The sequence below is a fragment of the Aeromonas sp. FDAARGOS 1408 genome, assembly GCF_019048665.1.
In the GTDB taxonomy this organism is placed as follows: domain Bacteria; phylum Pseudomonadota; class Gammaproteobacteria; order Enterobacterales; family Aeromonadaceae; genus Aeromonas; species Aeromonas dhakensis.
Map to the genome: position 1 here is coordinate 4,419,002 of NZ_CP077394.1, position 25,524 is coordinate 4,444,525.

The following is a 25,524-nucleotide window of genomic DNA, read 5'->3' on the forward strand; positions in this document are numbered from 1 at the left end:
TGGCGTTCGGCGCTCAGCGGCCCCGATCAGGCGGGGCCCTGACCGGCCAAGATCCCCTCGATTTGCTGCAGCAGCGCCGTATCCAGCGGGGGCTGGGCCTGGGCCTCCACCGCGCTGACAATCTGCTGCGGGCTGCTGGCACCGATCAGGGCGCAGCTCACCACTGAGTCGCGCAGGACCCACTGCAGCGCCAGTTGCGACAGTGGTTGGCCCCGCTGCTGCGCCAGCGCATGCAGGGCACGGATGGTGGCCAGCTTGTCGGCGGTGATCTGCTCGGGCTTGAGGAAGGGGCTGGCACTGGCGGCGCGCGAATCCGCTGGAATGCCCGCCAGGTAGCGATCGCTCAGCAGTCCGCCCGCCAGCGGCGAGAAGGCGACCACCCCCATGCTGTGCTCGCGGCAGACCGGCAGGGTTTTAGCCTCGATGTCGCGCTGAAAGAGGGAGTATTTGAGCTGGTTGACCAGACAGGGGGTGCCCAGCTCCGCCAGCCGGGCGGCGGCCTGCGCGGCGAGCAGGGCCGGGTAGTTGGAGAGGCCGACGTAGAGCGCCTTGCCCTGACGTACCATCAAGGCCAGCGCCTGACAGGTCTCCTCCAGCGGGGTGCGCGGGTCCGGCCTGTGGTGATAGAAGATGTCCACGTAGTCGAGACCGAGCCGGCGCAGGCTCTGGTGCAGGCTGGCAAACAGGTATTTGGCGCTGCCGCCATCGCCATAGGGGCCATCCCACATGATGTATCCCGCCTTGCTGGCGATGATGAGCTCGTCTCGATAGGGCGCCAGGCTCCCCTTGAGCAGCCTGCCGAAGGTTTGCTCGGCCGACCCCGGCGGCGGCCCGTAGTTGTTGGCCAGATCGAAGTGGGTGATACCCAGATCGAACGCCTGGTGCATCATGGCTTTCGCGGTGGCGGGATCGCTCTCGGCGCCGAAGTTGTGCCAGAGGCCGAGAGCTATGCCGGGCAGGCGCAGGCCGTGACGACCGGCGGGTCGATAGGGCTGGCGCTGGTAACGGTCGGGGGCGGCGAGGTAGTGATCATCCATAACGACTCCTTGCGTGGGATTGTTTGCGAGCGGATGTGAGGGGTGACCCCGAGCCCTCTTCGCTCGGCATGTCTGCGCGGGAGAAGAGGGGGCCGGGGTCAGCTGGCAGCGATGAAGCGATAGCGGGTCTGGTGGCGATAGGTCTGCCCCGGCAACAGCCAGGGATCGCCCAGCTCGGGCCGGTTGGGGCTGTCCGGTAGCTGCTGGGCCTCCAGACAGAAGCCGGCGTGATCCCGATGGAGCCGGCCATCGCGTGCCGGCGTATTGGCCAGCCAGTTGCCGCTGTAGAACTGCAGCGAAGGCTGGTTGGTGTAGACCTCCATCGCCAGCTGACGATCCCCCGAGACCACCCGCGCCGCCCACTCGGCGCTTGGCCCGTTGAGCACAAAGGCGTGATCGTACCCCTTGGCCTGTTGCTGCTGGGGGTGGCTCAGCCAATCTTGTCCGATCAGGCGTTCGCGGCGCAGATCGAACGGCCCCTCCACCGGTGTGATCGCGAGCGGCAGACCGCTTTGGTCGGTGGGCAGGAAACGGTCGGCGTTGAGGTGGATGAGGTGGTCGCGCACATCGCCACCGTCCGGGTTGTCGTCGAGATTGAAGTAGGTGTGGCTGGTGAGGCTGACCGGGGTCGCGGCATCCGTGCTGGCGACGCAATCCACCACCAGATCGCACTGCTCCAGCCGGTACTCCAGCATGACCCGCAGGTTGCCAGGAAAGCCCTGATCCCCGCTACGGGAGAGCAGGGTCAGTCTGACCCGGTCCGCCTCCCGCTCCTTGATCTGCCAGTGCTGGCGATGAAACCCCGCCCGTCCGCCGTGCAGGCAGTGGGGCGGCTGGTTGGCATCCAGCGGCCAGCGCTGGCCGTCGCGCAGCAGCTCGGCGTTGCCGATGCGGTTGGCAAAGCGCCCCGCCACCGCCCCCAGCCACACCTGTTGAGCGGGATAGGCCTCATCGGCGCAGCCCAGCAGCACTTCACGGCGCCCACCCGCCACCGGCAGGGTGAGGGAGGTGAGGGTGGCGCCGAAGTCGAGGCCGCGCAGGCGCAGCCCCTCCTCGTTTTCCAGCTCGAACGGAATCATGGCGTCGTTCATAGTCTGCCTGCACCTGTGTTGCCGATCCGGCAGGCCTGCATCATACATGGGCTCATAGTTTTCCCGCCCCCGCGCTGGCGCGGCAGACGTAGCTGTCGGCCTTGAGGCCGAAGCGGGCCGGGTACTCGGCATCGACCGCGGCGATCACCTCGGCCACTTTCTCTGGGCGCAGCAGGGCGACCACGCAGCCACCGAAGCCGCCGCCGGTCATCCGCACGCCGCCCTCAGTGCCGATCCTGGCCTTGATGATCTCCACCAGACCGTCGATGGCGGGCACGGTGATTTCGAAGTCATCGCGCATGGCGGCGTGGGAGTCGGCCATCAGCTCACCGAGGCGCACCAGATCCCCCTGCGCCAACGCATCGGCGGCGGCCAGGGTGCGGCTGTTGTCGCCCACTACGTGACGGGCACGGCGGTAGCAGACCTCATCCAGCCCGGCCTTGCCCGCTTCCAGCGCCGCCAGATCGAGATCGCGCAGCGCCTTGACCCCGTAGTGACGGGCGGCTGCTTCGCACTGCTGGCGGCGGGTGTTGTATTCGCTGTCCACCAGGCCGCGACGGACGTTGGAGTTGACGATCAGCACCGCCAGGTCGGTGGGCATGGGGATGAGGCGGGTCTCCAGCGAGCGGCAGTCGAGCAGCAGGGCGTGATCCTGTTTGCCGCTGGCGGAGATCATCTGGTCCATGATGCCGCAGTTGCAGCCGACGAACTGGTTCTCCGCCTGCTGGCCGTTGAGGGCAATCTCGGCCTGGCTGATGGTGAGCCCCAGCGCCTCCTTGAAGGCCTGGCCAATGGCCACCTCCAGCGAGGCGGAAGAGGAGAGGCCGGCCCCCTGCGGCACGTTGCCGGAGACTACCAGATTGAGGCCGCGCAGGGGATAGCCGCGCTCCTGCAGGTACTTCACCACCCCGCGGATGTAGTCGCTCCAGCGCTGGTCGGCATGATGATTGATGGGCTGGCCGAGATCGAACAGGTCGCGCTGGTTGCCGTAGTCGGCGGCGACCACGTGCACCAGGCTGTCATCGCGCAGGCCGATGGCGACGCAGGTCTCGTAGTCGATGGCGCAGGGCAGCACGAAGCCGTCGTTGTAGTCGGTGTGCTCGCCGATGAGGTTGACGCGGCCGGGGGCCCGCACCAGCAGGTCGGGTTGTTGCTCAAACTGCTCGGCAAACACGGCGCTGACGCGCTGGCTCGGGGTCATGGGGTCACCTCATTGGCTTTGTAATGAACGGGAGAAAGGGTACGCAGGCGCTCCGCGGCTTGCTCCGGGGTAAGGTCGCGCTGGGTCTCGGCCAGCATCTCGAAGCCCACCATGAATTTGCGCACCGTGGCGGAGCGCAGCAGGGGCGGGTAGAAGTGGGCATGCAGTTGCCACGCCTCTGGGCAGTCGGAGCGGGGCGGCGCAAAGTGCCAGCCCATGGAGTAGGGAAAGCTGCACTCGAACAGGTTGTCGTAGCGGCTGGTGAGCTCCTTGAGCGCGATGGCCAGATCCTGTTGCAGCTCGGGGGTGAGCTCGAGCAGAGAGGGGACATGGCGCTTGGGCAGCAGCAGGGTTTCGAACGGCCAGGCCGCCCAGAAGGGCACTACCGCCAGCCAGTGTTCGGTCTCCACCACGATGCGGGAGCGATCCTGCAGCTCCCGCTCCACGTAGTCGACCAGCAGCGGGCGGCCGTGCTCCGCCAGCCAGGCGCGCTGGTGCTGCTCTTCGCGGGCAATTTCATTGGGCAGGAAGTCGCTCCCCCACAGCTGACCGTGGGGATGCGGGTTGGAGCAGCCCATGACGGCGCCCTTGTTTTCAAACACCTGCACCCACTCCCACTGGGCCGACAGCTCGGTCACCTGCTCCATCCAGGTGGTGATCACCTGCTCGATGGCGGGCAGAGGCAGCTCGGGCAGGGTCTTGCCGTGATCCGGCGAGAAGCAGATGACCCGGCTGGTGCCACGGGCGGCTTCCAGTCTGAGCAGGGGATCCTGCTCGCCACTGGCGGCCGGGGTGTCCTGCATCAGGGCGGCGAAGTCGTTGGTAAACACGAAGGTGTCCCGATAGTCGGGATTCTGGTCGCCGGTGACGCGCTTGTTGCCGGCACAGAGGAAGCAGTCGGGGTCATGGGCCTGGCTCGGCGCCTGGCTCACCTTCTCGACCTGACCCTGCCAGGGGCGCTTGGCCCTGTGAGGGGAGACCAGCACGTATTGGCCGCTCAGCGGGTTGAAACGACGGTGGGGGTGATCAACCGGGTTGAACATCATCACTCCTCAAGCTCAATAAAAGAAAATGCGGGCAGGGATGAGGGCGGGTGCGCCTCTCATCTGTGACCCTTCCCCCACAAAGGGAGAAGGGAGCAAAACGGGCATCACGCCTCGTACCCCTGCGGGTTGGCGGATTGCCAGCGCCAGCTGTCGGCGCACATGGCGGCCAGATCCCGCCGGGCACGCCAGCCCAGCTCGCGCTCGGCCCTGGCGGGATCGGCCCAGCATTCGGCGATGTCGCCTGGGCGTCTTGGTTCGATGCGATAGGGCAAGGGGCGACCACTGGCCGCCTCGAACGCCGCGACCATCTGCAGCACGCTCTGGCCCTGGCCCGTGCCCAGGTTGTAGACGTGCACGCCGCCCTTGCTGGCGCAGTGCTGCAACGCCTTGACGTGCCCTTCGGCCAGATCCATCACGTGGATGTAGTCACGCACACCGGTGCCGTCGACGGTGGGGTAATCGTTACCAAAGACCGAGAGGCAGTCGCGCCGGCCGATGGCGACCTGGGTCAAAAACGGCATCAGGTTGTTGGGGATCCCCTGGGGATCCTCCCCCATGGTGCCCGACTCGTGGGCGCCGACCGGGTTGAAGTAGCGCAGCAGGGTCATGCTCCAGTGCGGCTCGGCCCGCTGCAGATCCTCGAGGATCTCTTCGATGATCAGCTTGGAGCGGCCGTAGGGATTGGTGGCGCTGCGCGGGAAATCTTCCCGGATGGGCGTGCTGGCGGGGTCACCGTAGACGGTGGCCGACGAGCTGAACACCAGGTTGTGGACGCCGGCCCGCTTCATTGCCTGCAGCAATACCAGGGGGCCGTTCAGGTTGTTCTCGTAGTAGTCGAGGGGGATGCGGGTGGACTCGCCAACCGCCTTGAGGGCGGCGAAGTGGATCACGGCGTCGATCCGTTGCTCGCTGAAGATGCGATCCAGCAGGAGCGGGTCACGGATGTCCCCCCGATAGAAGCGGGGCTCGCGTCCGCTGATGGCGGCGATGCGGGCCAGCACGCCGGCCTTGCTGTTGCAGAGGTTGTCCACCACCACGGGCTCCATGCCGGCCGCCTGCAGTGCCAGGCAGGTGTGGCTGCCGATGTAACCGCAGCCGCCGGTGACCAGTACTTTCATCCTCATCTCCACGCTCAAAAAAAGCCTGTGAAGGAGTCTAGCCGAGGGGCTGGCGGGCAAACTGTGAACTGGCTAACAAATATGTGTAAACGATTACACTTGTTTTGGTGGTCATCATTTCAGCAATATGGTTTTTCCCCCTGTTATCAGTGACATTGCTCGGTATAATGGCCTAGTCCCGAACCGTGAAATAAGTGAAAACAGCATGAGTACCATCAAGGATGTCGCCCGTTTGGCCAACGTATCGGTGGCAACGGTTTCACGGGTGATGAACAACTCACCCAAGGCCAGCGCCGCCTCCCGCGAGGTGGTGTTGAAAGCCATGGCCGAACTGGGCTACACCCCCAATGCCAACGCACGGGCGCTGGTCAGCCAGACCTGCGACACCATGGGAGTGCTGGTGGGCGATGTGGCGGATCCCTTCTTCGGCGCCCTGGTCAAGGGGGTCGCCGCGGTGGCGGTGGAACAGGGGCTGCACCTGTTGATGGGTAATGGTTTTCACACGGCACGGCAGGAGCGCGAATCCATCGAGCTGCTGATCGGCAAGCGCTGCGAGGCGCTGGTGGTGCACAGCAAGGCGCTGAGCGACGAGGAGCTGATCGACTATGCGCTGCGGGTGCCCGGCATGGTGCTGATCAACCGCGACATCCCGGCACTCAAGGGGCGCTGTATCGCCCTCAACAACCGGCAGGGGGCGGCCACGGCGACCCGGCATCTGCTGGAGCTGGGCCACCGTCACATCGCCTTCCTGAGCTCCGATCACGCCATCGAGGATGCCATCCTGCGGCTGCAGGGCTATCAGGATGCGCTGGCCGAGGCGGGCGTGCGCGCCGACCCCGAGCTGGTGGAGAGCGGCATGCCCAACGAGGAAGGCGGCGAGCGGGCCATGCTCAACCTGCTGGCCAAGGGGCTGCCCATCACGGCCGTGATGGCCTACAACGATGCCATGGCGGCGGGTGCCATCTCGGTGCTGGCGGACAACGGCCTCAAGGTGCCGGAGGAGGTGTCGGTGGTGGGCTTCGATGACATCATCTATGCCAGATACCTGCGCCCCAAGCTCTCCACCATGCGCTACCCGGTTGAACTGATGGCAGCCCAGGCGGCCAAGCTGGCCCTGCAGCTGGCAGCAGGGGAAAGCGAGGTGGTACAGAGCCGCATTTACACCCCGACCCTGATCAACCGCCACTCGGTGGCGCCCGTTCGAAGCTGATCCCTTTCATTTACCTCCGTTTATCGCTCCGGATTGCCGCTTTTAAGGCGCTCGATCCGGAGCCTTGGTCTTTTACCTGCATTTAGCGCATTTTTACCCTGTTTTACTTAACAAATTAAGTGTAATCGTTTACATCTGTGTGAGCGGGATCGCCGATCACTGGGCAAATCTCCCCTACACTGCATACGTTTTCGGCGTTCATGCAGGGAGAGAGACGAATGCTCAGGGAGATAGTGGCCCGTCAGGACTGGCAGACCCAGGCGATTACCGCAGTGAATCGGCTGCCCGCCCATACCCCCTTGTTCAGCTGGCGCAACGAGGCCGCGGCGCGCGATGATCTCGCCTCGCCTTCGCGCACCCTGCTGGATGGGGAGTGGTGCTTCTCCTTCTTCACGGCGCCCGAGCAGGTGCCGGAGCAGTGGCTGGCGCAGGATCTGGCCGATGCCTGTCCCATCCAGGTGCCGGGCAACTGGCAGCTGGCTGCGGCCTACCCAGGGTTGCGGCCTGCGACCGACGTGCCCATCTACACCAACATCAAGTACCCCTTCCCCTGTAATCCGCCCCGGGTGCCCGCCGAGAATCCCACCGGCTGCTACTCCCGCGAATTCAGCGTGCCAGCCGACTGGCTCACCAGCGGCCAGACCCGGATCATCTTCGACGGGGTGGACAGCGCTTTTCACCTCTTCTGCAACGGTCGCTGGGTCGGTTACTCCCAGGACAGCCGGCTGCCCGCCGAGTTCGATCTGACCCCCTTCCTGCAGGCCGGCGACAACCGGCTGGCAGTGCTGGTGCTGCGCTGGTCCGACGGCTCCTATCTGGAAGATCAGGACATGTGGCGCATGAGCGGTATTTTCCGCTCCGTCAGCCTGCTGCACAAACCGGCTCGTCATCTGATGGATATACGGGTAACGCCCGAGCTCGACGCCTGCTACCGAGATGGCCGCCTCAAGATCGCATTGCAGGTAGCCAATGGGACCGGCCTGTCGGTGGAGCTCAACCTCTATGACGGCGGTGATCGGGTGGCGACCCTGTGCCAGCCGATCGGCACGCAAACCATTGACGAGAAAGGGGCGTATGACGATCGCGCCGAGTGCTGGCTCGAGGTGGCGGCCCCACGCAAGTGGAGCGCCGAGACCCCCCACCTCTATCGCCTCACCCTGACCCTGCTGGACGAGCGGGGGGAGCCCATCGAGAGCGAAGCCTGTGACGTGGGCTTTCGGGCGGTGGAGGTCCGTGGCGGCCTGCTGCGGGTCAACGGCCAGCCGCTGCTGATCCGTGGCGCCAACCGCCACGAGCACCACCCCGCAACGGGTCACGTGGTGACCCCCGCCGCCATCGAGCAGGATCTGCTGTTGATGAAGCAGCACAACTTCAACGCGGTGCGCTGCTCCCACTACCCCAATCACCCCGAGCTTTATCGGCTGTGCGACCGGCTCGGTCTCTATGTGGTGGACGAGGCGAACCTGGAGACCCACGGCATGACCCCCATGGGGCGCTTGGCGCGGGATCCCGCCTGGAGCAACGCCTTCCTGGAGCGGGTGACCCGCATGGTGGCCCGCGACTTCAACCACCCCAGCATCATCATCTGGTCCCTTGGCAACGAGTCGGGCTACGGCCCGGCCCACGATGCCATGTATGGCTGGGTCAAGGGGGCGGATCCGAGCCGCCTGGTGCAATACGAAGGGGGTGGTGCCGATACGCCGGCCACCGACATCATCTGCCCCATGTATGCCCGCACCCATCAGGATCAACCCTTCCCGGCGGTGCCCAAGTGGGCGCTGGCCAAGTGGATTGGCCTGCCGGGGGAGACCCGCCCGCTGATCCTGTGTGAATACGCCCACGCCATGGGTAACAGCCTGGGGGGCTATGCCCACTACTGGCAGGCATTTCGCGATCATCCCCGGTTGCAGGGTGGCTTCGTCTGGGATTGGGTCGATCAGGGGCTGGACAAGCTGACCGATGACGGCCGCCACTTCTGGGCCTATGGCGGTGATTTCGGCGATACCCCGAATGATCGCCAGTTCTGCTGCAACGGTCTGCTGTTCCCCGACCGCACGCCCCATCCGTCGCTGTTCGAGGCCAAGCGGGCCCAACAGCCCTTCGTACTGACCTTGCAACACCGCCAGCCGCTGACGGTCGAGATCCGCAGCGAATACCTGTTTCGCGAGACGGACAACGAAACTCTGCAGTGGCGGCTGTGCGAAGACGGCGTGGTGGTGAGCCAGGGTGAATGCCCACTCACCCTGGCGCCGCAGGGGAGTGTGACGCTGACCCTGCTGGAGCGGTTGCCGGCCTTTGAGCCGGGGGTGCTCGCCTGGCTGGATCTCGCCATCGTGCAGCCCGCTGCCACGCCCTGGTCAGCGGCCGGTCACGAGGTGGCGCGCCAGCAATGCATGTTGCCTGCGCCATTGGCGCTGCCTGCCGCCCGCACACCGGCCACCTTCATCGAGCTGGCGGATAGCTGGCAGATCCGGGCGGCCAACAGCGAGTGGCGGCTGGACAAGGCCAGCGGCCGCGTCCACAGCTGGCGCAAGCTGGGGCGCGAGCAACTGAAAGAGGCCATCGCCGATCACTTCTATCGGGCGCCGCTCGACAACGACATCGGCACCAGCGAGGCGGACCACGCCGATCCCAACGCCTGGATCGCCCGTTGGCAGCTGGCCGGGCTCAATGAGTTGCAGCATCGCTGTCTCGAGCTGGTAGTGAGCCCTGACCAAGGGGTTGTGACGGTACGCCACGGCTACTTTGTCGGCGAGGCGCTCAAGCTGCTGACTTGCTGGCGCCACTCCTTCGATCAGGATGGGGCCATGCACCTCGCCATCGAGGTGGAGGTGGCAGCCGAGATGCCCTCCCTGCCGCGCATCGGCGCCCTGCTCTGGCTGACCGACGAGGTGCTGGCGGCAGGGGAGGAGGTGAGCTGGCTGGGGCGTGGTCCGCACGAGAACTATCCGGATCGCCTGCTGGCTGCCGACCTCGGTCGCTGGCAGTCGTCGCTCGATGCGCTGCACACCGCGTATGTGTTCCCGACCGACAACGGGCTGTGCTGTGACACCCGTCAGCTGCGATGCGGCTCCGTCGAGGTCGAGGGACTGTTTCATTTCAGCCTGAGCCGTTTCAGCCAGCAGCAGTTGGCCCAGGCTCGTCACCAGACCGATCTGGTGGCCGCAGGCGGGCTCCATCTCTGTCTGGATGGTTTTCATATGGGGATTGGGGGCGATGACTCCTGGAGCCAGAGCGTGCGGCCGGAATATTGGTTGCAGCCGGGCGGCTACTATTGGAACTGTGTTCTACGCTGAATCTGAGCGATTGCTTAACAAGAAAGAGTCCCGTTCAGAGCCTCAGTGTCACCAGATAAACATAACTATATGATTTTTAATTGATTTGTTGCTATGTAACAGAGTGTAAACGTTTTCATTTTGTTGTCATGATCACAGAACGACATACAACAAACTGATTACATTAGGCTGGCGCCAGTTCACTTGGTGTACAGCATTCCCTACAAAAACAGATAGAGAGATCGGAGCATAACAATGAAAAAGATCACGACCATTGCCGCCGTACTGATGAGCTTGATGGCAGGAGCCACCGCCCATGCCGAAACCCGTATCGGGGTGACCGTCTACAAATACGACGACAACTTCATGGCGGTAGTGCGCAAGGCAATCGAGAAGGAAGCGGCTGCCAATCCGGGGGTGGAGCTGCTGATGAACGACTCCCAGAATGACCAGTCCAAGCAGAACGACCAGATCGACGTGCTGCTGGCCAAGGGGGTGAAGGCGCTGGCCATCAACCTGGTTGACCCGGCGGCGGCCCCGGTCGTGATCGAGAAAGCCCGTGGCGAGGACGTGCCCGTGGTGTTCTACAACAAGGAGCCTAATGCCGCCGATCTGGCCAGCTATGACAAGGCCTACTACGTGGGTACCGATTCCAAGGAGTCTGGCATCATTCAGGGTCAGCTGATCGCCAAGCACTGGAAAGCCAACCCGGCCTGGGATCTGAACAAGGATGGCGTCATCCAGTACGTGCTGCTGAAGGGCGAGCCGGGTCACCCGGATGCCGAAGCCCGTACCACCTACGTCATCAAGACTCTGAACGATGGCGGCATCAAGACCGAGCAGCTGCACATGGATACTGGTATGTGGGATACCGCCATGGCCAAGGACAAGATGGACGCCTGGATCTCCGGCCCGAACGCCAACAAGATCGAAGTGGTCATTGCCAACAACGATGGCATGGCGATGGGTGCCGTGGAGTCGCTGAAGGCCCAGGGCAAGACCGCCATCCCTGTGTTCGGCGTGGATGCACTGCCTGAAGCGCTGGCGCTGGTCAAAAGCGGCGCCATGGCCGGTACCGTGCTGAACGATGCCGCCAACCAGGCCAAGGCCACTTTTGAGCTGACCAAGAACCTGGCTGAAGGCAAACCGGCCGGTGAAGGCACCAGCTGGAACATAGTCAACAAGGTAGTGCGTGTTCCCTACGTTGGCGTAGACGCAGACAACCTGTCCAAATTCGAATAATTCCCTCCTCCAGGGCAAGGGAGATCCCTTGCCCTTTTTTCAACCAGATGTGATGGCTGATATGACAACACAGCAACAATCAGAATGGCTGTTGGAGATGATTGGCGTCAGTAAGAGCTTTCCTGGCGTCAAGGCACTCGATAATGTCAATTTACGGGTCCGTCCTCATTCTGTGCATGCGTTGATGGGCGAGAACGGGGCAGGAAAATCGACGCTGCTCAAGTGCTTGTTCGGCATTTACGAGAAGGATGAGGGCAAGATCTTCTTCAAGGGGCAGGAGATCAACTTCACCTCCTCCAAGGAGGCGCTGGAGAACGGTGTCTCCATGGTGCATCAGGAACTGAACCTGGTATTGCAGCGCTCGGTGATGGACAACATGTGGCTCGGCCGCTATCCCACCAAGGGGCTGTTCGTCGACCATGGCAAGATGTATCAGGACACCAAGCATATCTTCGACGAGCTGGACATCGACATAGACCCGCGGGTCAAGGTCGGTACCCTCTCCGTCTCCCAGATGCAGATGATCGAGATCGCCAAGGCGTTCTCCTATGACGCCAAGATCGTCATCATGGACGAACCCACCTCCTCGCTGACCGAGAAAGAGGTGAGCCACCTCTTCAAGATCATCAACAAGCTCAAGGAGAAGGGCTGCGGCATCGTCTACATCTCACACAAGATGGAAGAGATCTTCCAGCTGTGTGACGAGATCACCATATTGCGGGATGGCCAGTGGGTGGCGACCCAGCCGCTCAAGGGCATGACCATGGATCAGATCATCGGCATGATGGTCGGTCGCGAGCTCACCCAGCGCTTCCCGGAGAAGACCAACCAGCCGAAAGAGGTGATCCTCGAGGTCGAGCACCTGACGGCGAAGAATCAGCCCTCCATCCAGGACATTACCTTCAACCTGCACAAGGGGGAGATCCTCGGGGTGGCCGGGTTGGTGGGGGCCAAGCGGACCGACATCGTCGAGACCCTGTTCGGCATTCGCGACCGCAGCGAGGGTTCCATCAAGCTGCACGGCAAAGAGGTGGCCAACCACAACGCCCACGAGGCGATCCGCAACGGCTTTGCGCTGGTGACCGAGGAGCGCCGCTCCACCGGCATCTATTCGCGCCTCGACATCGCCTTCAACTCCCTGATCGCCAATATGGACAACTACAAGGGCTCCATGGGGCTGCTCAGCGACAACAAGATGAAGAGCGACACCCAGTGGGTCATCGACTCCATGCGGGTCAAGACGCCGACCCAGCAGACCCAGATCGGCTCCCTCTCGGGGGGCAACCAGCAGAAGGTGATCATCGGCCGCTGGCTGCTGACCCAGCCGGAGATCCTGATGCTGGACGAACCGACCCGCGGCATCGACGTGGGGGCCAAGTTCGAGATCTATCAGCTCATCCTGGAGCTGGCGAAGAAGGACAAGGGCATCATCATCATCTCGTCGGAAATGCCCGAACTGCTCGGCATCACGGATCGCATCATGGTGATGAGCAATGGCCGGGTCGCCGGGATCGTCAATACCAAAGAAACTGACCAGAGCGAGATACTGCGCCTGGCATCTCTGTACCTCTAGAGACAGGAAGACATTTATGGAGTCGGCTAAAAATTTCAATCTGATGCGGGCGCTCAAGGAGAACGGCATCTACGTGGTGCTGCTGGTGCTGCTCATGATCATCGTGATCAAGGAACCCTCCTTCCTGAGTCTCACCAACTTCAGCAACATCCTGACCCAGTCTTCGGTGCGGGTCATCATTGCGCTCGGGGTGGCTGGCATCATCATCACCCAGGGGACGGATCTGTCGGCCGGTCGTCAGGTCGGTCTGGCGGCGCTCATCGCGGCGACCATGCTGCAGGCGCTGACCAACGTCAACAAGGTGTTTCCCAGCCTGGGCGAAGTGCCCATTCCGGCGGTGATCCTGCTGGTGTGCGCAGTGGGAGCCCTGATTGGCTTGGTCAACGGCCTCATCGTGGCCTATTTGAACGTCACCCCGTTCATTACCACCCTGGGCACCATGATCATCGTCTACGGCATCAACTCCCTCTACTTTGACTCGGTAGGGGCTTCGCCGGTGGCTGGCTTCGACCCCCGTTTCTCGAGCTTCGCGCAGGGGTTCATCAAGCTGGGTGGCTTCAAGCTATCCTATCTGACCTTCTACGCCGCCATCGCCAGCGTGTTCGTCTGGGTGCTGTGGAACAAGACCCGCTTTGGCAAGAACATCTTCGCCATCGGCGGCAACCCGGAAGCGGCCAAGGTCTCCGGCGTCAACGTGGCGGTCAATCTGGTGATGATCTATGCGCTGGCGGGGGTCTTCTACGCCTTCGGCGGCATGCTGGAAGCGGGCCGGATCGGCAGCGCCACCAACAACCTGGGCTTCATGTACGAGCTCGATGCCATCGCCGCCTGCGTGGTGGGCGGGGTGTCGTTTGCGGGTGGCGTGGGTACCGTGGCCGGGGTGATCACCGGCGTGCTCATCTTTACCCTGATCAACTATGGTTTGACCTATATCGGCGTCAGCCCTTACTGGCAGTTCATCATCAAGGGCGGCATCATCATTCTGGCGGTGGCACTGGACTCCATGAAGTACGCCAAGAAGAAATAACGATTGGCAGGGAGGGTTGGCAGTGCCGGCCCTCTCTTCTGGAGGGATCCCATGCCATTCAAGGTCAAGATTTACGTCCTGTTGCTGCTGGCCATCCTGGTCACCATCGGTACCGCCTGGTTCAGCGTCAATCACTTCATCAGCGCCTACATCCGCACCCAGGCGACCAAGAACATCAACGAACAGATCTCCCTGGTCAAAGAGAAGCTGGCCGGCGACATCAATCAGAAAATCCTGCTGGCAGCCAACCTCAACTTCGGGGTGACCAACGTCAAGAAGACGCTGGAAGAGACCGGCTTTCACAACATCGTCAAGGTGATCGGCGACATGGCGTTCGACGTGAGCGGCGTCATCAACGACAGCAGTAAGGTCGATGCCCTGCGCAAGCTTATCCCCGCCGCCAACAACCAGATCACCGTCAGTCCGCTGCAGCAGGTGGATGGCAAGCCCGTCATCTCGATTCTGGTGCCGCGCGGTGCCGACTCTGCCTACCTTTATTACCTCGACATGAGCGAGTTCAAGAACCTGCTGGCCAGCGTCAGTGGCGAAGGGCGCTACTTCTCGCTGGCTGACGGGCAGGGCAATGAGCTCTACAGCAGCAAGCCGCAGGGGGAGAGCGAAGCGCGCCCCAATTCGCTGGATATTCGCGGCAGCAGCTGGACCCTGACCGGTTACATCGATCTCGATTACATCCACACCATGACCCAGGCACTCAACGGCCAGATCATCATGGCGCTGCTCGGGGTGGCCGTGGTGGTGATGGTGCTCGCCGTGCTGGCGCTCAATGTGGCCTATCGCCCGATTCTCTCGCTGCGGGACCTGGTGCTGGAGCTCTCCCGTGGCAGCGGCGATCTGACCCGTCGGCTGGCGGTAACCAGTACCGATGATCTGGGCCAGATTTCGGCCGGTATCAACCGCTTTATCGAGCGGCTGCAGGAGATGATGAACGAGGTGAGGAAGGCCAGCGGCCAGCTCAACAGCGGTATCGAAGGGTTGGCCAGCCAGACCGGTGCTGCCCAGTCCCTGCTGGCGGATCATGTGCGGGAGACCGAGCAGGTGGTGACCGCCATCAACGAGATGAGTCGCACCGCGGTCTCCGTCTCGGAGAGCGCGGCCAGCACGGCCCAGCTCACCGGCCAGAGCCAGCAACTGGCGAGCCAGTCCCGTCAGGTGGTCGATCAGGCCATGGCCAGCGTGATGGCGCTGGTAGATGAGGTGGAAACCACCGCCCGCTCCATCGAGGCGATGCAGCAGGATGTGCAGCAGATTGGCTCGGTGCTCGGGGTCATCGGCAGCATAGCCGAGCAGACCAACCTGCTGGCCCTCAACGCTGCCATAGAGGCCGCCCGCGCCGGCGAGCAGGGGCGTGGCTTTGCCGTGGTGGCTGACGAGGTGCGTTCACTCGCCGCCCGTACCCAGCAGAGTACGGCGGAGATCCAGACCATGCTGGCCAGCCTGCAGCAGGGGACCCGGACCGTGGTGAATGCCATGAGCAATACCAAGCAGAGTTGTCAGGGCGCCGCCGAGAACACCACTCGGGTCAACGAGTCACTGGATCTGATGGCGGGCGAGGTAGTGGAGATCAACGATCTCATCAGCCATATCGCCACGGCTGCGGAGCAGCAGAGCGCGGTAGCCGAGGAGATCAATCGCAACATGAGCGCCATTGCCGAGGTGATCCGCCAGCTGACCCACAACGGCGAGGCGACGGTGGCCAGTGCCGGCTCGATGCAGCAGACCTATGACAGGCTGCGGGAGATTGTGGGGCACTTCCGGCTGGAATGAGCAGATAGAAAGGTAGGCCGGGGTAAAAATGGCCAAAAAAGATGGGGGCGACTTGCGTCGCCCCCGATAGTCTTATCGCTCATATCCTTGAACGAAGTTGCTCCCTGCAATCCCTGACTATACCTCTTCCTTTAGGTTTCCCCTTCCCAATCCTTTGGGGTGTCCTTTAGCCATCATGGCCTGACGAGTCATCCGTTCCCGTCGCACTTTCTCCGTCCTGGGAGGTGTCCTTTACCACATCCTGTGGTGAGTCCATTTGCCCAACCCTGGCAGCCAGTCTTCCTGACCGACTTCATTGCGTCCGTGCAGGAGTAACTATAAGGATTTCATGGGGCGGGACAACGGCAGAGTGAAAAACGTTTTTACGCATCTCGTTACGAAGGAAACTTGTTTCAATATTTATCCTTTAATTTCATTGGTATAGGTATTTTTCGTTCATGTTTTACGATCTTATCTTCCGACTATCGCGGGATCTTTTCTGGCGCTTTACCTACATCGTCTATGGCGAATGTCTTACACCTTGTTCAACTGGGATTCAGAAAGGGGAAGCGAGCAGAGAAGGGCCATGCTGGCAACGAAGCATGGCTGAAGGAAGATAGCGTCAGTTGTGTGCCTGCAGTCGCTCATAGATGGTCTGGCGTTCTTCCGGGCTCAGGGAGGAGAAGTAGTGGGTAAACAACCGCAGCAGCAGAGATTTGTTCATGCCGTCCTGCTGGGTCAGGTTGCCAAGCTCATCGATGGCCGTGGTGCTGAGCGAGAAGGTGGCTTTCTTGAAGCTGGGTTTGAGATGTTCACCGCTCTCGATGAAGGCGAGTGCGGTCAGAGCCTCGTCCCGATGCAGAGTCAGCTCCAGGCTGACGACCTTGGGCTTGCCCTTGGCATAAAAATCCGCGTCCTCGATGAACTCGTCTATGGTGAACTTCTTCTGGTGATGCAGATTGTGTTTCTTCTTCAGGTCGGCAAGTCCCATCTCATACCCCCAGCTCCAGAAACTCCTTGGCGATGGCGCGGATCTCTTCGGCAGACTTGCCATCCGGCTCTATCTCCATCACCGACAATCCCTTCTCCTCGCTGTCGTCGTAGACGTTGCGGCCATAGGTGATGGAATTGAGCACGTCGACACCGAAGGAAGAGCAGACCTCCTTGGCTTCCAGTATCCGCTTCGCCTGGTTGGGCAGGGCGGGGCATTGGGTCAGTACCACGGCAGCCCGCAAGGTCGGGTTGACCATCTTGCAGGTGGTGATGAGGTCTTCCATGTGCGGCAGAGTCTTGAGATCGCGGCGCTTGGGACGCAGCGGGATCAGAGCATGGGTGGCGACGGCCATGGTGGAACGCAGTGCCCGGTTGTCCTGGCCGCCACAGTCGACGATCAGGTAGTCATAGCGGTTCTTCAGGCTGAGCAGATCGTTGCGGATGTTGCCGTAGAGCTGGACGCAGTTTATCTGGGGCAGATCCGGATTGTCGTTGCGCTCCTGGATCCAGTCCGAGGTGGTGCGCTGCGGATCGCAGTCCACCAACAGCACTTCGCCGTGAAACTGGGTTCTGAGGTAGACCGCCAGATTCTGGGCCAGACAACTCTTGCCGCTCCCTCCTTTTTCACCACCGACCAGCAGGATCATGACCGTCTCCTATCCCTATGAAAAACAGCTGCATTGAGTATAGGAGGGGGTTGGGCCATGACAAGCCAGGAGGAGAAGACCTCCTCCCGGGGTTTCGCTCAGTAGTGCTGACTGCCGCCGTGCCACTGACACACGTAGGCGGGTACCAGCATCTGGGGGGCCTGATCGACATGGCACACCACCAATGGCATGGCAGGGGCACCCTCCGCATGGACCAGTGCCGGGGTCATGGGCAGCAGCAGAGTGGAAAGCAGCAGCAGTGACTTCATCTTCATGGCTATCTCCTTGGTGACATAACAGGTGTGATCCTGATCACTTTCTGAGTTAAGCCGAGCCGGCTTGTGACGCAAGCTGCTGAAATAAATTCAACTAATGAAAAAAGTTTGAAAAAGCCCCTGCGCCGGCCAGTTGAAAATTGGCCGGCCAAGATGCGCAATTCGTGCATATCCATATAAGAGGTGAAGAGGCAACACTGCCTGTAGTCTGGCCCGGCAAGCGGAACAGACGCGATGCCATGATCTGGAACAACAAACAGATTATTCAGCGCGGAGCCTGGCCGTGACTTTTTATTTGCTGCGAGCACCTCGTAAAGAGCGCGGAAAATTCAAATATCTGCATATAAAATTCATTCTGTGTTGGTTGTGTTTTTATCTTCATGAAATTAAAGGTTTTTTGTTTTTGTGTTTATCCCTTTGTAGATATTTGGCGTGAATGAAACAAGGTGAAATATGAAATATGTGCCGAAGAAAGTGCGTATTTAAACGGGAGAGGTGAATGGGAGATTGTCAGTTCTGTTACCCCTATCAAAGAATAAACCGTGAATTTATTCAGTTCTGGGTGAATGTGATCAATGTCTAAGTTTATCGTGATTGGCAGGTCTAACCTCGGTCTCGAAAGGCAAGGGCAGGATAGAACACAAGCCGATTACCCTACATAAAGAATATCCCGCCTTAGCCACGAGCATGAATAGAAGGAATCTATTCAATCACTCGCAGGGACCACTGCTAGACGGAATATAATCATGAGCAAATTTTATGTAGGTTCTGAAGTTGGCCAATTGCGCCGTGTCATGTTGCACCGCCCCAACCTCAGTCTGAAGCGTCTGACTCCTTCCAACTGCCAGGATCTGTTGTTCGATGACGTCCTGTCCGTTGAACGTGCCGGTCAGGAGCACGACAAATTCGCTCAGGTACTGCGCGATCAGAATGTCGAAGTTTTCCTGCTGACCAATCTGCTGGCGGAAACCCTGGACGTGCCGGAAGCCAAAACCTGGCTGCTGCAACATCAGGTCTCCGACTATCGCCTCGGCTCCTCTTTTGCCAACGACGTGCGCTGCTTCCTGGCTGACATGCCGCACCGCGAGCTGGCCCGCATTCTCTCCGGTGGCCTGACCTACTCCGAGATGCCCTACAGCGGCGTCAACATGGTAGTAGGCATGCACGCACCGACCGACTTCATCATCGAGCCGCTGCCCAACCACCTCTTTACCCGTGACACCTCCTGCTGGGTCTATGGTGGCGTCTCCATCAACCCGATGGCCAAACCGGCCCGCCGTCGCGAAACCAACCACGTGAAGGCCATCTATCGCTGGCACCCGCAGTTTGCCGGTCAGGACTTCATCAAATACTTCGGTGACGAGGATCGCGACTACGACAACTCCACCATCGAAGGGGGCGACGTACTGGTCATCGGTCGTGGCGCCGTGCTCATCGGCATGTCCGAGCGCACCACACCGCAAGGGGTCGAGCACCTGGCTCGCGGCCTGTTCAAGCACGGCCAGGCCAAACAGGTCATCGCCATGCAATTGCCTAAACACCGCAGCTGCATGCACCTGGATACCGTCATGACCCACATGGACATAGACACCTTCTCCGTCTATCCGGAAGTCATCCGCAAGGATGTGAACTGCTGGAGCCTGACTCCGGGTGGTGCCACCGGCATGAACATCAAGGAAGAGGGTTACTTCGTCACCGCCATCGAGAAGGCACTGGGTGTCGATCAGCTCAAGCTCATCACCACAGGTGGCGACACCTTCGAGGCCGAGCGCGAGCAGTGGAACGATGCCAACAACGTGCTGACCGTGCGCCCCGGCGTGGTGGTGGGTTACGAGCGCAATACCTACACCAACGAGAAGTACGACAAGGCCGGCATCACTGTGCTGCCCATCCCGGGTGAAGAGCTGGGACGTGGCCGCGGCGGCGCCCGCTGCATGAGCTGCCCGATGGAACGCGACGGCATCTAACAAGACGGCGTGGCGCCGGCAGAGGCTGGCGCCACACAGCATCAAACTCGAGAGTAACACTCATGAAAAAACCAACTGTCGTCGTCGCCCTGGGTGGCAATGCCCTGCTCCGTCGTGGCGAGCCGCTCGAAGCAGATATCCAGCGCAAGAACATCGCCACCGCCGCCAAGACCATCGCCCTGATCGCTCAGGAGTACAACGTGGTGCTGGTGCATGGCAACGGCCCGCAAGTCGGCCTGCTGGCTCTGCAGAACAGTGCCTACACCAAGGTATCCCCCTATCCGCTGGATGTGCTGGGTGCCGAGTCCCAGGGCATGATCGGCTACATGCTGATCCAGGAGTTGAAGAACCTGATGCCGAGCCGCAACGTCACCGCGCTGCTGACCCAGGTGCAGGTTGACCCGCAAGATCCGGCCTTCGTCAATCCGACCAAATTCATCGGTCCCGTCTACGAAGAGGCTGAGGCCCGCGCCCTGGCTGCAGAGAAGCAGTGGGTGGTGAAGGCTGACGGCAAGTTCTTCCGCCGCGTGGTGCCGTCTCCGCTGCCCCAGCGCATCGTCGAAGGCGACGCCATCGAAACCCTGATCGCCCAGGGCCACCTCATCATCTGTACCGGTGGTGGTGGCATCCCTGTGACTTGGGATGGTCAGAGCCTGACCGGTATCGAAGCCGTCATCGACAAGGACATGTCTGCCGCCTACCTGGCCAAGCAGATCAAGGCCGACGCCCTGCTGATCCTGACCGATGCCGATGCCGTCTACCTGGACTGGGGCAAACCGACCCAGCGTCCGCTGCGGATCACCAGCCCGGACGAGCTGGCCGGGGTCAAGTTCGACGCAGGCTCCATGGGGCCCAAGGTCGAAGCCTCCTGCGAATTCGTCAAGGCGACCGGCGGGATGGTCGGCATAGGTGCACTGGACGATGGCCTGGCCATCCTCAAGGGCGAAGCCGGCACCAATATCGTCGCCACCCGTACCGTAAATGCGTAATTACCGACATATGTACTGAGAATGCGTAGTCAACACTACTGCCTGAATTGGTCTGAAACAAATATAGAGAGAACTCATCATGGCTTTTAATCTGCGTAACCGTAACTTCCTGAAACTGCTGGACTTCACCCCGCGCGAAATCCAATACATGATCGATCTGGCCATCGACCTGAAGAAAGCCAAATACGGTGGCTATGAGCGCAAACACCTGACCGGCAAGAACATCGCCCTGATCTTCGAGAAGACCTCCACCCGCACCCGCTGCGCCTTCGAAGTCGCCGCCTTCGACCAGGGCGCCCAGGTCTCCTACCTCGGCCCGAGCGGTTCCCAGATCGGCCACAAGGAGTCCATGAAAGACACCGCCCGGGTGCTGGGCCGCATGTATGACGGCATCGAATACCGTGGCTATGGCCAGGAGATCGTCGAAGAGCTGGGTGCCCACGCCGGCGTCCCGGTCTGGAACGGTCTGACCAACGAATTCCACCCGACCCAGATCCTGGCCGACTTCATGACCATGCTGGAGCACGGCAAGGGCAAACGCCTGGATCAAATCAAGTTCGCCTACCTGGGTGACGCTCGCAACAACATGGGTAACTCCCTGATGGTCGGTGCCGCCAAGATGGGCATGGACATCCGCCTGGTCGCGCCGAAAGCCTTCTGGCCGGAAGAAGAGCTGGTTGCCAAGTGCCGCCTGATCGCCGAAGAGACAGGCGCACGCATCACCCTGACCGAAGATGTGAAAGAGGGTGTGCTGGGTACCGACTTCCTCTACACCGACGTCTGGGTTTCCATGGGTGAAGCGAAAGAAGCCTGGGATCAGCGCGTCAAACTGATGACCCCGTATCAGGTCAACATGGACGTCATCAACGCAACCAAGAACCCGGATGTGAAGTTCATGCACTGCCTGCCGGCGTTCCACAACGACGAGACCACCATGGGCAAGGAAGTGGCAGACAAATACGGCATGAAAGGCCTGGAAGTGACCGAGGACGTGTTCGAATCCGAGCACAGCATCGTGTTCGACGAGGCCGAAAACCGGATGCACACCATCAAGGCAGTGATGGTTGCTACGCTGGGCGACTAAGGTCGCAGTAGTGGTGCCGGGGGGTGACCCCCGGCTTTTCGACCATGTGACAGCGGCATAATACCTCCAACCCTACGACCCGCAGCCTGCATGGATACCACACCCACAGAAGGAAGCTGGACCATGACCAAATTCAAGTTCCCGTCAGCCTACACGATACTGTTCGTGCTGATCGCCCTGGTGGCCGCCCTGAGCTGGATAGTGCCGGCCGGCAAATACGAAATGACCATGAACGAAGCCCTCGGCAAGGAAGTGCCGGTGGCCGGTACCTACAAGCTGGTAGAGGGCAATCCCCAGGGGATCGTCGACGTGCTGCTGGCGCCGATCGATGGTCTCTACAACCATGACACCTACGAGGCAGGCGCCATCGACGTCTCCCTCTTCATCCTGATCATCGGTGGTTTTCTTGGCATAGTGACCAAGACCGGTGCCATCGATGCCGGTATCGAACGGGTAACCGACCGCCTGCGCGGCCGTGAAGAGTGGATGATCCCGATCCTGATGGCGCTGTTCGCCGCAGGCGGCACCATCTACGGCATGGCGGAAGAGTCCCTGCCGTTCTACACCCTGCTGGTGCCTGTAATGATGGCCGCCCGCTTCGACCCGGTCGTCGCCGCCGCCACCGTGCTGTTGGGGGCCGGTATCGGTACCCTGGGCTCCACCATCAACCCGTTCGCCACCGTGATTGCCGCCAACGCCGCCGGCATCTCCTTTACCGACGGTATCTGGCTGCGCGTCGCCATGTTGGTGGCCGGCTGGCTGCTCTGCGTGGCCTATGTGATGCGCTACGCCAAGATGGTGCGCAGCGACCCCAGCAAATCCCTGGTGGCTGACAAGTGGGAAGAGAACCGTGCCCACTTCCTCGGCAACAAGAGCGACCAGATGCTGGAGTTCACCCTGACCCGCAAGATCGTGCTGGGCATCTTCGTCGCCGCCTTCGCCGTGATGATCTATGGGGTGGCCGTGCTGGGCTGGTGGATGGCGCAGATCTCCGGCGTCTTCCTGGCTGCCGCCATCATCGTCGGTGTCATCTCCCGCATGAGTGAAGAGGAGCTGACCTCCAACTTCATCGACGGTGCCCGCGACCTGCTCGGCGTGGCCCTGATCATCGGTATCGCCCGCGGTATCGTGGTGGTGATGGACAACGGCATGATCACCCACACCATACTGCACAGTGCAGAAGGGATAGTGACCGGCCTCTCCACCGTGGTGTTCATCAACGTGATGTTCGTGCTGGAAGTGGTGCTCTCTTTCCTGGTGCCGTCCTCCTCCGGTCTGGCCGTGCTGACCATGCCGATCATGGCGCCGTTGGCCGACTTCGCCAACGTGGGTCGCGAGCTGGTGGTCACCGCTTACCAGTCAGCCTCCGGTCTGGTGAACCTGGTGACCCCGACCTCCGCCGTGGTCATGGGCGGCCTGGCCATCGCCAAGGTTCCCTATGTACGTTGGCTGAAATGGGTAGCCCCGCTGCTCGGCCTGCTGACCGTGCTGATCGTGGTCTGCCTGAGCCTGGGTGCCGTGCTGGCATAAACGCCGACAGACATAGCCGTAAAAACGGGAGCCGCTGGCTCCCATTTTTTATGGCCGACCACGGGGCGGGCCCAGACAGCGCTTGGGTGAGATGGCAAACGGATTGGCAGACAACAAAAAGGCGACCCTGGGTCGCCTTGCTACATTGGGGGAAGGCTAGCGCGCCTGCTCCAGGGTGCGCACCACGGCGGCGTGGGCCTGACGGGTGCGGCTGATGTGGCGCGGGGCGACCAGCACCACGTCGTTGCCGGCGACGGCCCCCATGATCTCGGGATTGGCGTTGCGATCCAGCAGACGGGCCACCACGGTGGCGGCTCCTGGCGTGGTATGGATCAGCACCATCTGCTGGTTGTGCACCACTGCGCGCACCATGTCGTGAATGGAGCGGGTACTGCCGGCGGGTTCCAGCTGTTCGTCCACCAGGGTGTAGACCTTCTTGCCGTTGGCATTCTGCGCCTTGGCGACGCCGAGACGGCGCAGCAGGCGGGAGATGGTGGACTGGCTGATGTCGGCGAAGCCGCGCTCCGACAGCTCGCGGCGGATCTCTTCCTGAGTGCTGTAGCAGTGCTGGCCGATGATCTGGCGACAGGCATCCAGCTGGGCCAGGTCGGGCTCTTGGGCAACGGGACGGCTGAGGGTCTTGACCACGGCGAATTCCTTTGATGATGACCGACGGTAAACGCTCGATATCTGCCGCATTTGCTGAATATCAGCAAAAAATACTGGCAATCAATGCACTGGCAGGAAATGAGCGGGAATAACTCTCTTTGGATGGCAAATTATAACCAACTGGTTATTTGGTGATGTGACAGGGGTCAAAAATGGGCCCCTTGGGGCCCACCTGGATATCTTTTTGAGTCTGGTTCTCAGTAGCGTTCGCTGACGATGTCCTGGGTGAAGGACTTCTCGCAGTATTTGCACTTCATCCGTACCGCGCCTTTCACCTCGCGCACCCGGAAGTAGCTCTCCACCGGCTCGTTGTGGGAGATGCAGTTGGAGTTGGGGCAGTGGAACACCCCGGCGATGAACTCCGGCAGCTTGAGCTGGTGCTTCTTCACCACGGCGAAGTCTTCGATGATGTTGACGGTCGCCTTGGGGGCGAACAGCGCCAGCTGGTTGGCTTGCTGCTCGGTCAGGCGGGTGTTCTCGATCTTGATGAGATCCTTTTTGCCGAGGGCGCCGGATTTGAGGTTGAAGCCGACGGTGATCCGCTCCTGGGTCTCTACCAGCTGGAACAGCTTGAGGATCTTGATGCCCTGGCCGGCGGGGACGTGGTCGATGACGGAGCCGTGACGGATGGCTTCGACTTGCAGTTGGTTCTTGTCAGACATGATGTTCCCCTTTCCGTTAGACAGTTTCGTTCAGTACCAGAGCCAGCAGTGCCTGGCGCGCATAGACCCCGTTCTCCGCCTGCTGGAAGTAGTAGGCGTGGGGCGTCTTGTCGACCGCGACGTCGATCTCGTCGACGCGGGGCAGGGGATGCAGGATCTTCATGGTGGGCTTGGCCCCTTCCAGGGTGGCCAGTTCCAGCACGAACTTGGCGGCCATGTGCTTGTACTCGGTCTCGTCGAAGCGCTCTTTCTGGACCCGGGTCATGTAGAGGATGTCGAGCTCCGGCATCACCTCTTCCATGGTTTCATGCACGCTGAACTGGATGCCCTTCTCTTCCAGCTCTTCGCAGATGTAGTCCGGCATCGCCAGCGCTTCCGGCGAGATGAAGAAGAAGCGGCAGTTGAACAGGCTGAGGGCCTGGGCCAGGGAGTGCACGGTGCGGCCGTACTTGAGGTCACCGACGAAGGCGACGTTGAGGCCGTCCAGTTTGCCCTGGGTCTCGCGGATGGAGAAGAGGTCGAGCAGGGTCTGGGTCGGATGCTGGTTGGAGCCGTCGCCGCCGTTGATGACCGGCACGCGGGAGAATTCGGAGGCGAGGCGGGCCGCCCCCTCTTTCGGATGACGCATCACCACCGCATCCGTGTAGGAGCCGATGATCTTGATGGAATCGGCCAGGGTTTCACCCTTCTTGGCACTGGTGTTGCCACCGTCGGCGAAGCCGATGATGTTGCCACCCAGGCGCTGCACCGCAGTCTCGAAGGAGAGGCGGGTGCGGGTAGAGGCTTCGAAGAAGCAGCTGGCGACCAGCTTGTCTTTCAGCAAGCGGGTGTCGGGCTCGGCCTTCAACCGTTGTGCGGTTGAGACTACCAGTTCCATTTCAGACCGGGTCAGGTCCGTGATGGAGATGACATGTTTCTTATAGAGTGGATTGGTCATCGTCTGCATTCCCTTTGACATCAATGAAGGTTTTTCGGGCACAAAAAAAAGCCCCTGAAACAGGGGCTTTTTTTGAAAACAATTGGGGATCTGTGGGTCGGGAACCGGAAACAACGGGGCCGCTCTGGTGCGCTCCACCCGTCTGCAAGGCTGTTTTTTTCATCAAAAACTGCATCGTCCTGTCCTG

General features: G+C 61.2%; 22 protein-coding genes. 10 read left to right on the plus strand and 12 right to left on the minus strand.

The window, feature by feature from the left end; all coding sequences use genetic code 11:
* Positions 1-26: 26 nt before the first annotated feature.
* From I6L38_RS20465 to galE, 5 genes are all read right to left on the minus strand, one after another.
* Positions 27-1,037, minus strand: a complete 1,011-nt coding sequence (locus tag I6L38_RS20465; RefSeq protein ID WP_043170603.1) for an aldo/keto reductase — start codon at positions 1,035-1,037, stop codon at positions 27-29.
* Positions 1,038-1,135: 98 nt separating this feature from the next.
* Positions 1,136-2,128 carry a galactose-1-epimerase gene (gene galM, locus I6L38_RS20470; protein ID WP_042050097.1) on the minus strand — a complete coding sequence of 331 codons (993 nt, stop codon included), beginning with the start codon at positions 2,126-2,128 and terminating at the stop codon, positions 1,136-1,138.
* Positions 2,129-2,180: 52 nt separating this feature from the next.
* Positions 2,181-3,329: a galactokinase gene (gene galK / locus I6L38_RS20475; protein WP_005306510.1), complete on the minus strand. Its 1,149-nt coding sequence runs from the start codon at positions 3,327-3,329 to the stop codon at positions 2,181-2,183.
* Positions 3,326-4,372, minus strand: a complete 1,047-nt coding sequence (locus tag I6L38_RS20480) for a UDP-glucose--hexose-1-phosphate uridylyltransferase (RefSeq protein WP_043170604.1) — start codon at positions 4,370-4,372, stop codon at positions 3,326-3,328. The genes galK and I6L38_RS20480 overlap by 4 nt, the downstream gene beginning before the upstream one ends.
* A gap of 107 nt (positions 4,373-4,479) precedes the next feature.
* A complete protein-coding gene (gene galE, locus I6L38_RS20485) occupies positions 4,480-5,493 on the minus strand; it encodes a UDP-glucose 4-epimerase GalE (protein ID WP_201881039.1) in 1,014 nt (337 codons plus the stop codon).
* A gap of 205 nt (positions 5,494-5,698) precedes the next feature.
* Between galE and I6L38_RS20490 the strand changes: the two genes are divergently transcribed.
* From I6L38_RS20490 to I6L38_RS20515, 6 genes are all read left to right on the plus strand, one after another.
* Complete coding sequence (locus I6L38_RS20490) at positions 5,699-6,703, plus strand: substrate-binding domain-containing protein (protein ID WP_201881037.1); 1,005 nt, start codon at positions 5,699-5,701, stop codon at positions 6,701-6,703.
* 218 nt (positions 6,704-6,921) lie between these two features.
* Complete coding sequence (locus tag I6L38_RS20495; protein WP_201889679.1) at positions 6,922-9,999, plus strand: beta-galactosidase; 3,078 nt, start codon at positions 6,922-6,924, stop codon at positions 9,997-9,999.
* A 234-nt stretch (positions 10,000-10,233) separates the two neighbouring features.
* On the plus strand, positions 10,234-11,220 hold the full coding sequence (gene mglB / locus I6L38_RS20500) for a galactose/glucose ABC transporter substrate-binding protein MglB (RefSeq protein WP_094698389.1): 987 nt from the start codon (positions 10,234-10,236) through the stop codon (positions 11,218-11,220).
* A 52-nt stretch (positions 11,221-11,272) separates the two neighbouring features.
* A complete protein-coding gene (gene mglA, locus I6L38_RS20505) occupies positions 11,273-12,793 on the plus strand; it encodes a galactose/methyl galactoside ABC transporter ATP-binding protein MglA (protein ID WP_017781206.1) in 1,521 nt (506 codons plus the stop codon).
* Between the two features lie 16 nt (positions 12,794-12,809).
* Positions 12,810-13,820 carry a galactose/methyl galactoside ABC transporter permease MglC gene (gene mglC / locus I6L38_RS20510; RefSeq protein WP_017779549.1) on the plus strand — a complete coding sequence of 337 codons (1,011 nt, stop codon included), beginning with the start codon at positions 12,810-12,812 and terminating at the stop codon, positions 13,818-13,820.
* A gap of 51 nt (positions 13,821-13,871) precedes the next feature.
* Positions 13,872-15,605 carry a methyl-accepting chemotaxis protein gene (locus tag I6L38_RS20515; RefSeq protein ID WP_043170610.1) on the plus strand — a complete coding sequence of 578 codons (1,734 nt, stop codon included), beginning with the start codon at positions 13,872-13,874 and terminating at the stop codon, positions 15,603-15,605.
* Between the two features lie 601 nt (positions 15,606-16,206).
* Here I6L38_RS20515 and I6L38_RS20520 read toward each other — a convergent pair.
* From I6L38_RS20520 to I6L38_RS20530, 3 genes are all read right to left on the minus strand, one after another.
* Positions 16,207-16,575, minus strand: a complete 369-nt coding sequence (locus tag I6L38_RS20520; protein WP_005306483.1) for a hypothetical protein — start codon at positions 16,573-16,575, stop codon at positions 16,207-16,209.
* A 1-nt stretch (position 16,576) separates the two neighbouring features.
* Positions 16,577-17,224, minus strand: coding sequence for an AAA family ATPase (locus tag I6L38_RS20525; protein ID WP_005306480.1), 648 nt, complete (start codon positions 17,222-17,224; stop codon positions 16,577-16,579).
* Positions 17,225-17,322: 98 nt separating this feature from the next.
* Positions 17,323-17,499 carry a hypothetical protein gene (locus I6L38_RS20530; RefSeq protein WP_010635804.1) on the minus strand — a complete coding sequence of 59 codons (177 nt, stop codon included), beginning with the start codon at positions 17,497-17,499 and terminating at the stop codon, positions 17,323-17,325.
* Between the two features lie 746 nt (positions 17,500-18,245).
* Here I6L38_RS20530 and arcA point away from each other — a divergent pair.
* The 4 genes from arcA to I6L38_RS20550 all read left to right on the plus strand — a co-directional run bounded on the left by arcA (position 18,246) and on the right by I6L38_RS20550 (position 23,069).
* Positions 18,246-19,466, plus strand: coding sequence for an arginine deiminase (gene arcA, locus I6L38_RS20535; protein WP_005306475.1), 1,221 nt, complete (start codon positions 18,246-18,248; stop codon positions 19,464-19,466).
* Positions 19,467-19,528: 62 nt separating this feature from the next.
* Complete coding sequence (gene arcC, locus I6L38_RS20540) at positions 19,529-20,455, plus strand: carbamate kinase (protein WP_010635806.1); 927 nt, start codon at positions 19,529-19,531, stop codon at positions 20,453-20,455.
* A gap of 79 nt (positions 20,456-20,534) precedes the next feature.
* The gene (gene argF / locus I6L38_RS20545; RefSeq protein ID WP_005306471.1) at positions 20,535-21,539 is read left to right on the plus strand and encodes an ornithine carbamoyltransferase; all 1,005 of its coding nucleotides are present in this window, start codon (positions 20,535-20,537) and stop codon (positions 21,537-21,539) included.
* A 123-nt stretch (positions 21,540-21,662) separates the two neighbouring features.
* Positions 21,663-23,069: a YfcC family protein gene (locus tag I6L38_RS20550; RefSeq protein ID WP_005306469.1), complete on the plus strand. Its 1,407-nt coding sequence runs from the start codon at positions 21,663-21,665 to the stop codon at positions 23,067-23,069.
* Between the two features lie 156 nt (positions 23,070-23,225).
* Here I6L38_RS20550 and I6L38_RS20555 read toward each other — a convergent pair whose 3' ends face one another.
* The 4 genes from I6L38_RS20555 to I6L38_RS20570 form a co-directional block, all read right to left on the minus strand.
* A complete protein-coding gene (locus tag I6L38_RS20555; protein WP_005306467.1) occupies positions 23,226-23,717 on the minus strand; it encodes an arginine repressor in 492 nt (163 codons plus the stop codon).
* A 218-nt stretch (positions 23,718-23,935) separates the two neighbouring features.
* Positions 23,936-24,400 (minus strand): aspartate carbamoyltransferase regulatory subunit, encoded by a 465-nt coding sequence (pyrI, locus tag I6L38_RS20560; RefSeq protein WP_005306465.1) that lies wholly within the window; start codon positions 24,398-24,400, stop codon positions 23,936-23,938.
* A gap of 16 nt (positions 24,401-24,416) precedes the next feature.
* Positions 24,417-25,337 carry an aspartate carbamoyltransferase gene (pyrB, locus tag I6L38_RS20565; protein WP_005306463.1) on the minus strand — a complete coding sequence of 307 codons (921 nt, stop codon included), beginning with the start codon at positions 25,335-25,337 and terminating at the stop codon, positions 24,417-24,419.
* Positions 25,318-25,512: a hypothetical protein gene (locus I6L38_RS20570; RefSeq protein WP_139431056.1), complete on the minus strand. Its 195-nt coding sequence runs from the start codon at positions 25,510-25,512 to the stop codon at positions 25,318-25,320. Before I6L38_RS20570 ends, pyrB begins: the two co-directional genes overlap by 20 nt.
* Positions 25,513-25,524 lie beyond the last annotated feature (12 nt).

Coding starts and splice junctions, on each gene's coding strand:
- galE (WP_201881039.1), bottom strand. CDS start 5,493: ATGAAAGTACTGGTCACCGGCGGCTGCGGTTACATCGGCAGCCACACC.
- galM (WP_042050097.1), bottom strand. CDS start 2,128: ATGAACGACGCCATGATTCCGTTCGAGCTGGAAAACGAGGAGGGGCTG.
- I6L38_RS20495 (WP_201889679.1), top strand. CDS start 6,922: ATGCTCAGGGAGATAGTGGCCCGTCAGGACTGGCAGACCCAGGCGATT.
- I6L38_RS20520 (WP_005306483.1), bottom strand. CDS start 16,575: ATGGGACTTGCCGACCTGAAGAAGAAACACAATCTGCATCACCAGAAG.
- argF (WP_005306471.1), top strand. CDS start 20,535: ATGGCTTTTAATCTGCGTAACCGTAACTTCCTGAAACTGCTGGACTTC.
- I6L38_RS20490 (WP_201881037.1), top strand. CDS start 5,699: ATGAGTACCATCAAGGATGTCGCCCGTTTGGCCAACGTATCGGTGGCA.
- arcA (WP_005306475.1), top strand. CDS start 18,246: ATGAGCAAATTTTATGTAGGTTCTGAAGTTGGCCAATTGCGCCGTGTC.
- I6L38_RS20550 (WP_005306469.1), top strand. CDS start 21,663: ATGACCAAATTCAAGTTCCCGTCAGCCTACACGATACTGTTCGTGCTG.
- mglB (WP_094698389.1), top strand. CDS start 10,234: ATGAAAAAGATCACGACCATTGCCGCCGTACTGATGAGCTTGATGGCA.
- mglA (WP_017781206.1), top strand. CDS start 11,273: ATGGCTGATATGACAACACAGCAACAATCAGAATGGCTGTTGGAGATG.
- I6L38_RS20530 (WP_010635804.1), bottom strand. CDS start 17,499: ATGAAGATGAAGTCACTGCTGCTGCTTTCCACTCTGCTGCTGCCCATG.
- I6L38_RS20465 (WP_043170603.1), bottom strand. CDS start 1,037: ATGGATGATCACTACCTCGCCGCCCCCGACCGTTACCAGCGCCAGCCC.
- I6L38_RS20570 (WP_139431056.1), bottom strand. CDS start 25,512: ATGCAGTTTTTGATGAAAAAAACAGCCTTGCAGACGGGTGGAGCGCAC.
- galK (WP_005306510.1), bottom strand. CDS start 3,329: ATGACCCCGAGCCAGCGCGTCAGCGCCGTGTTTGCCGAGCAGTTTGAG.
- I6L38_RS20525 (WP_005306480.1), bottom strand. CDS start 17,224: ATGATCCTGCTGGTCGGTGGTGAAAAAGGAGGGAGCGGCAAGAGTTGT.
- mglC (WP_017779549.1), top strand. CDS start 12,810: ATGGAGTCGGCTAAAAATTTCAATCTGATGCGGGCGCTCAAGGAGAAC.
- arcC (WP_010635806.1), top strand. CDS start 19,529: ATGAAAAAACCAACTGTCGTCGTCGCCCTGGGTGGCAATGCCCTGCTC.
- I6L38_RS20515 (WP_043170610.1), top strand. CDS start 13,872: ATGCCATTCAAGGTCAAGATTTACGTCCTGTTGCTGCTGGCCATCCTG.
- pyrB (WP_005306463.1), bottom strand. CDS start 25,337: ATGACCAATCCACTCTATAAGAAACATGTCATCTCCATCACGGACCTG.
- pyrI (WP_005306465.1), bottom strand. CDS start 24,400: ATGTCTGACAAGAACCAACTGCAAGTCGAAGCCATCCGTCACGGCTCC.
- I6L38_RS20480 (WP_043170604.1), bottom strand. CDS start 4,372: ATGTTCAACCCGGTTGATCACCCCCACCGTCGTTTCAACCCGCTGAGC.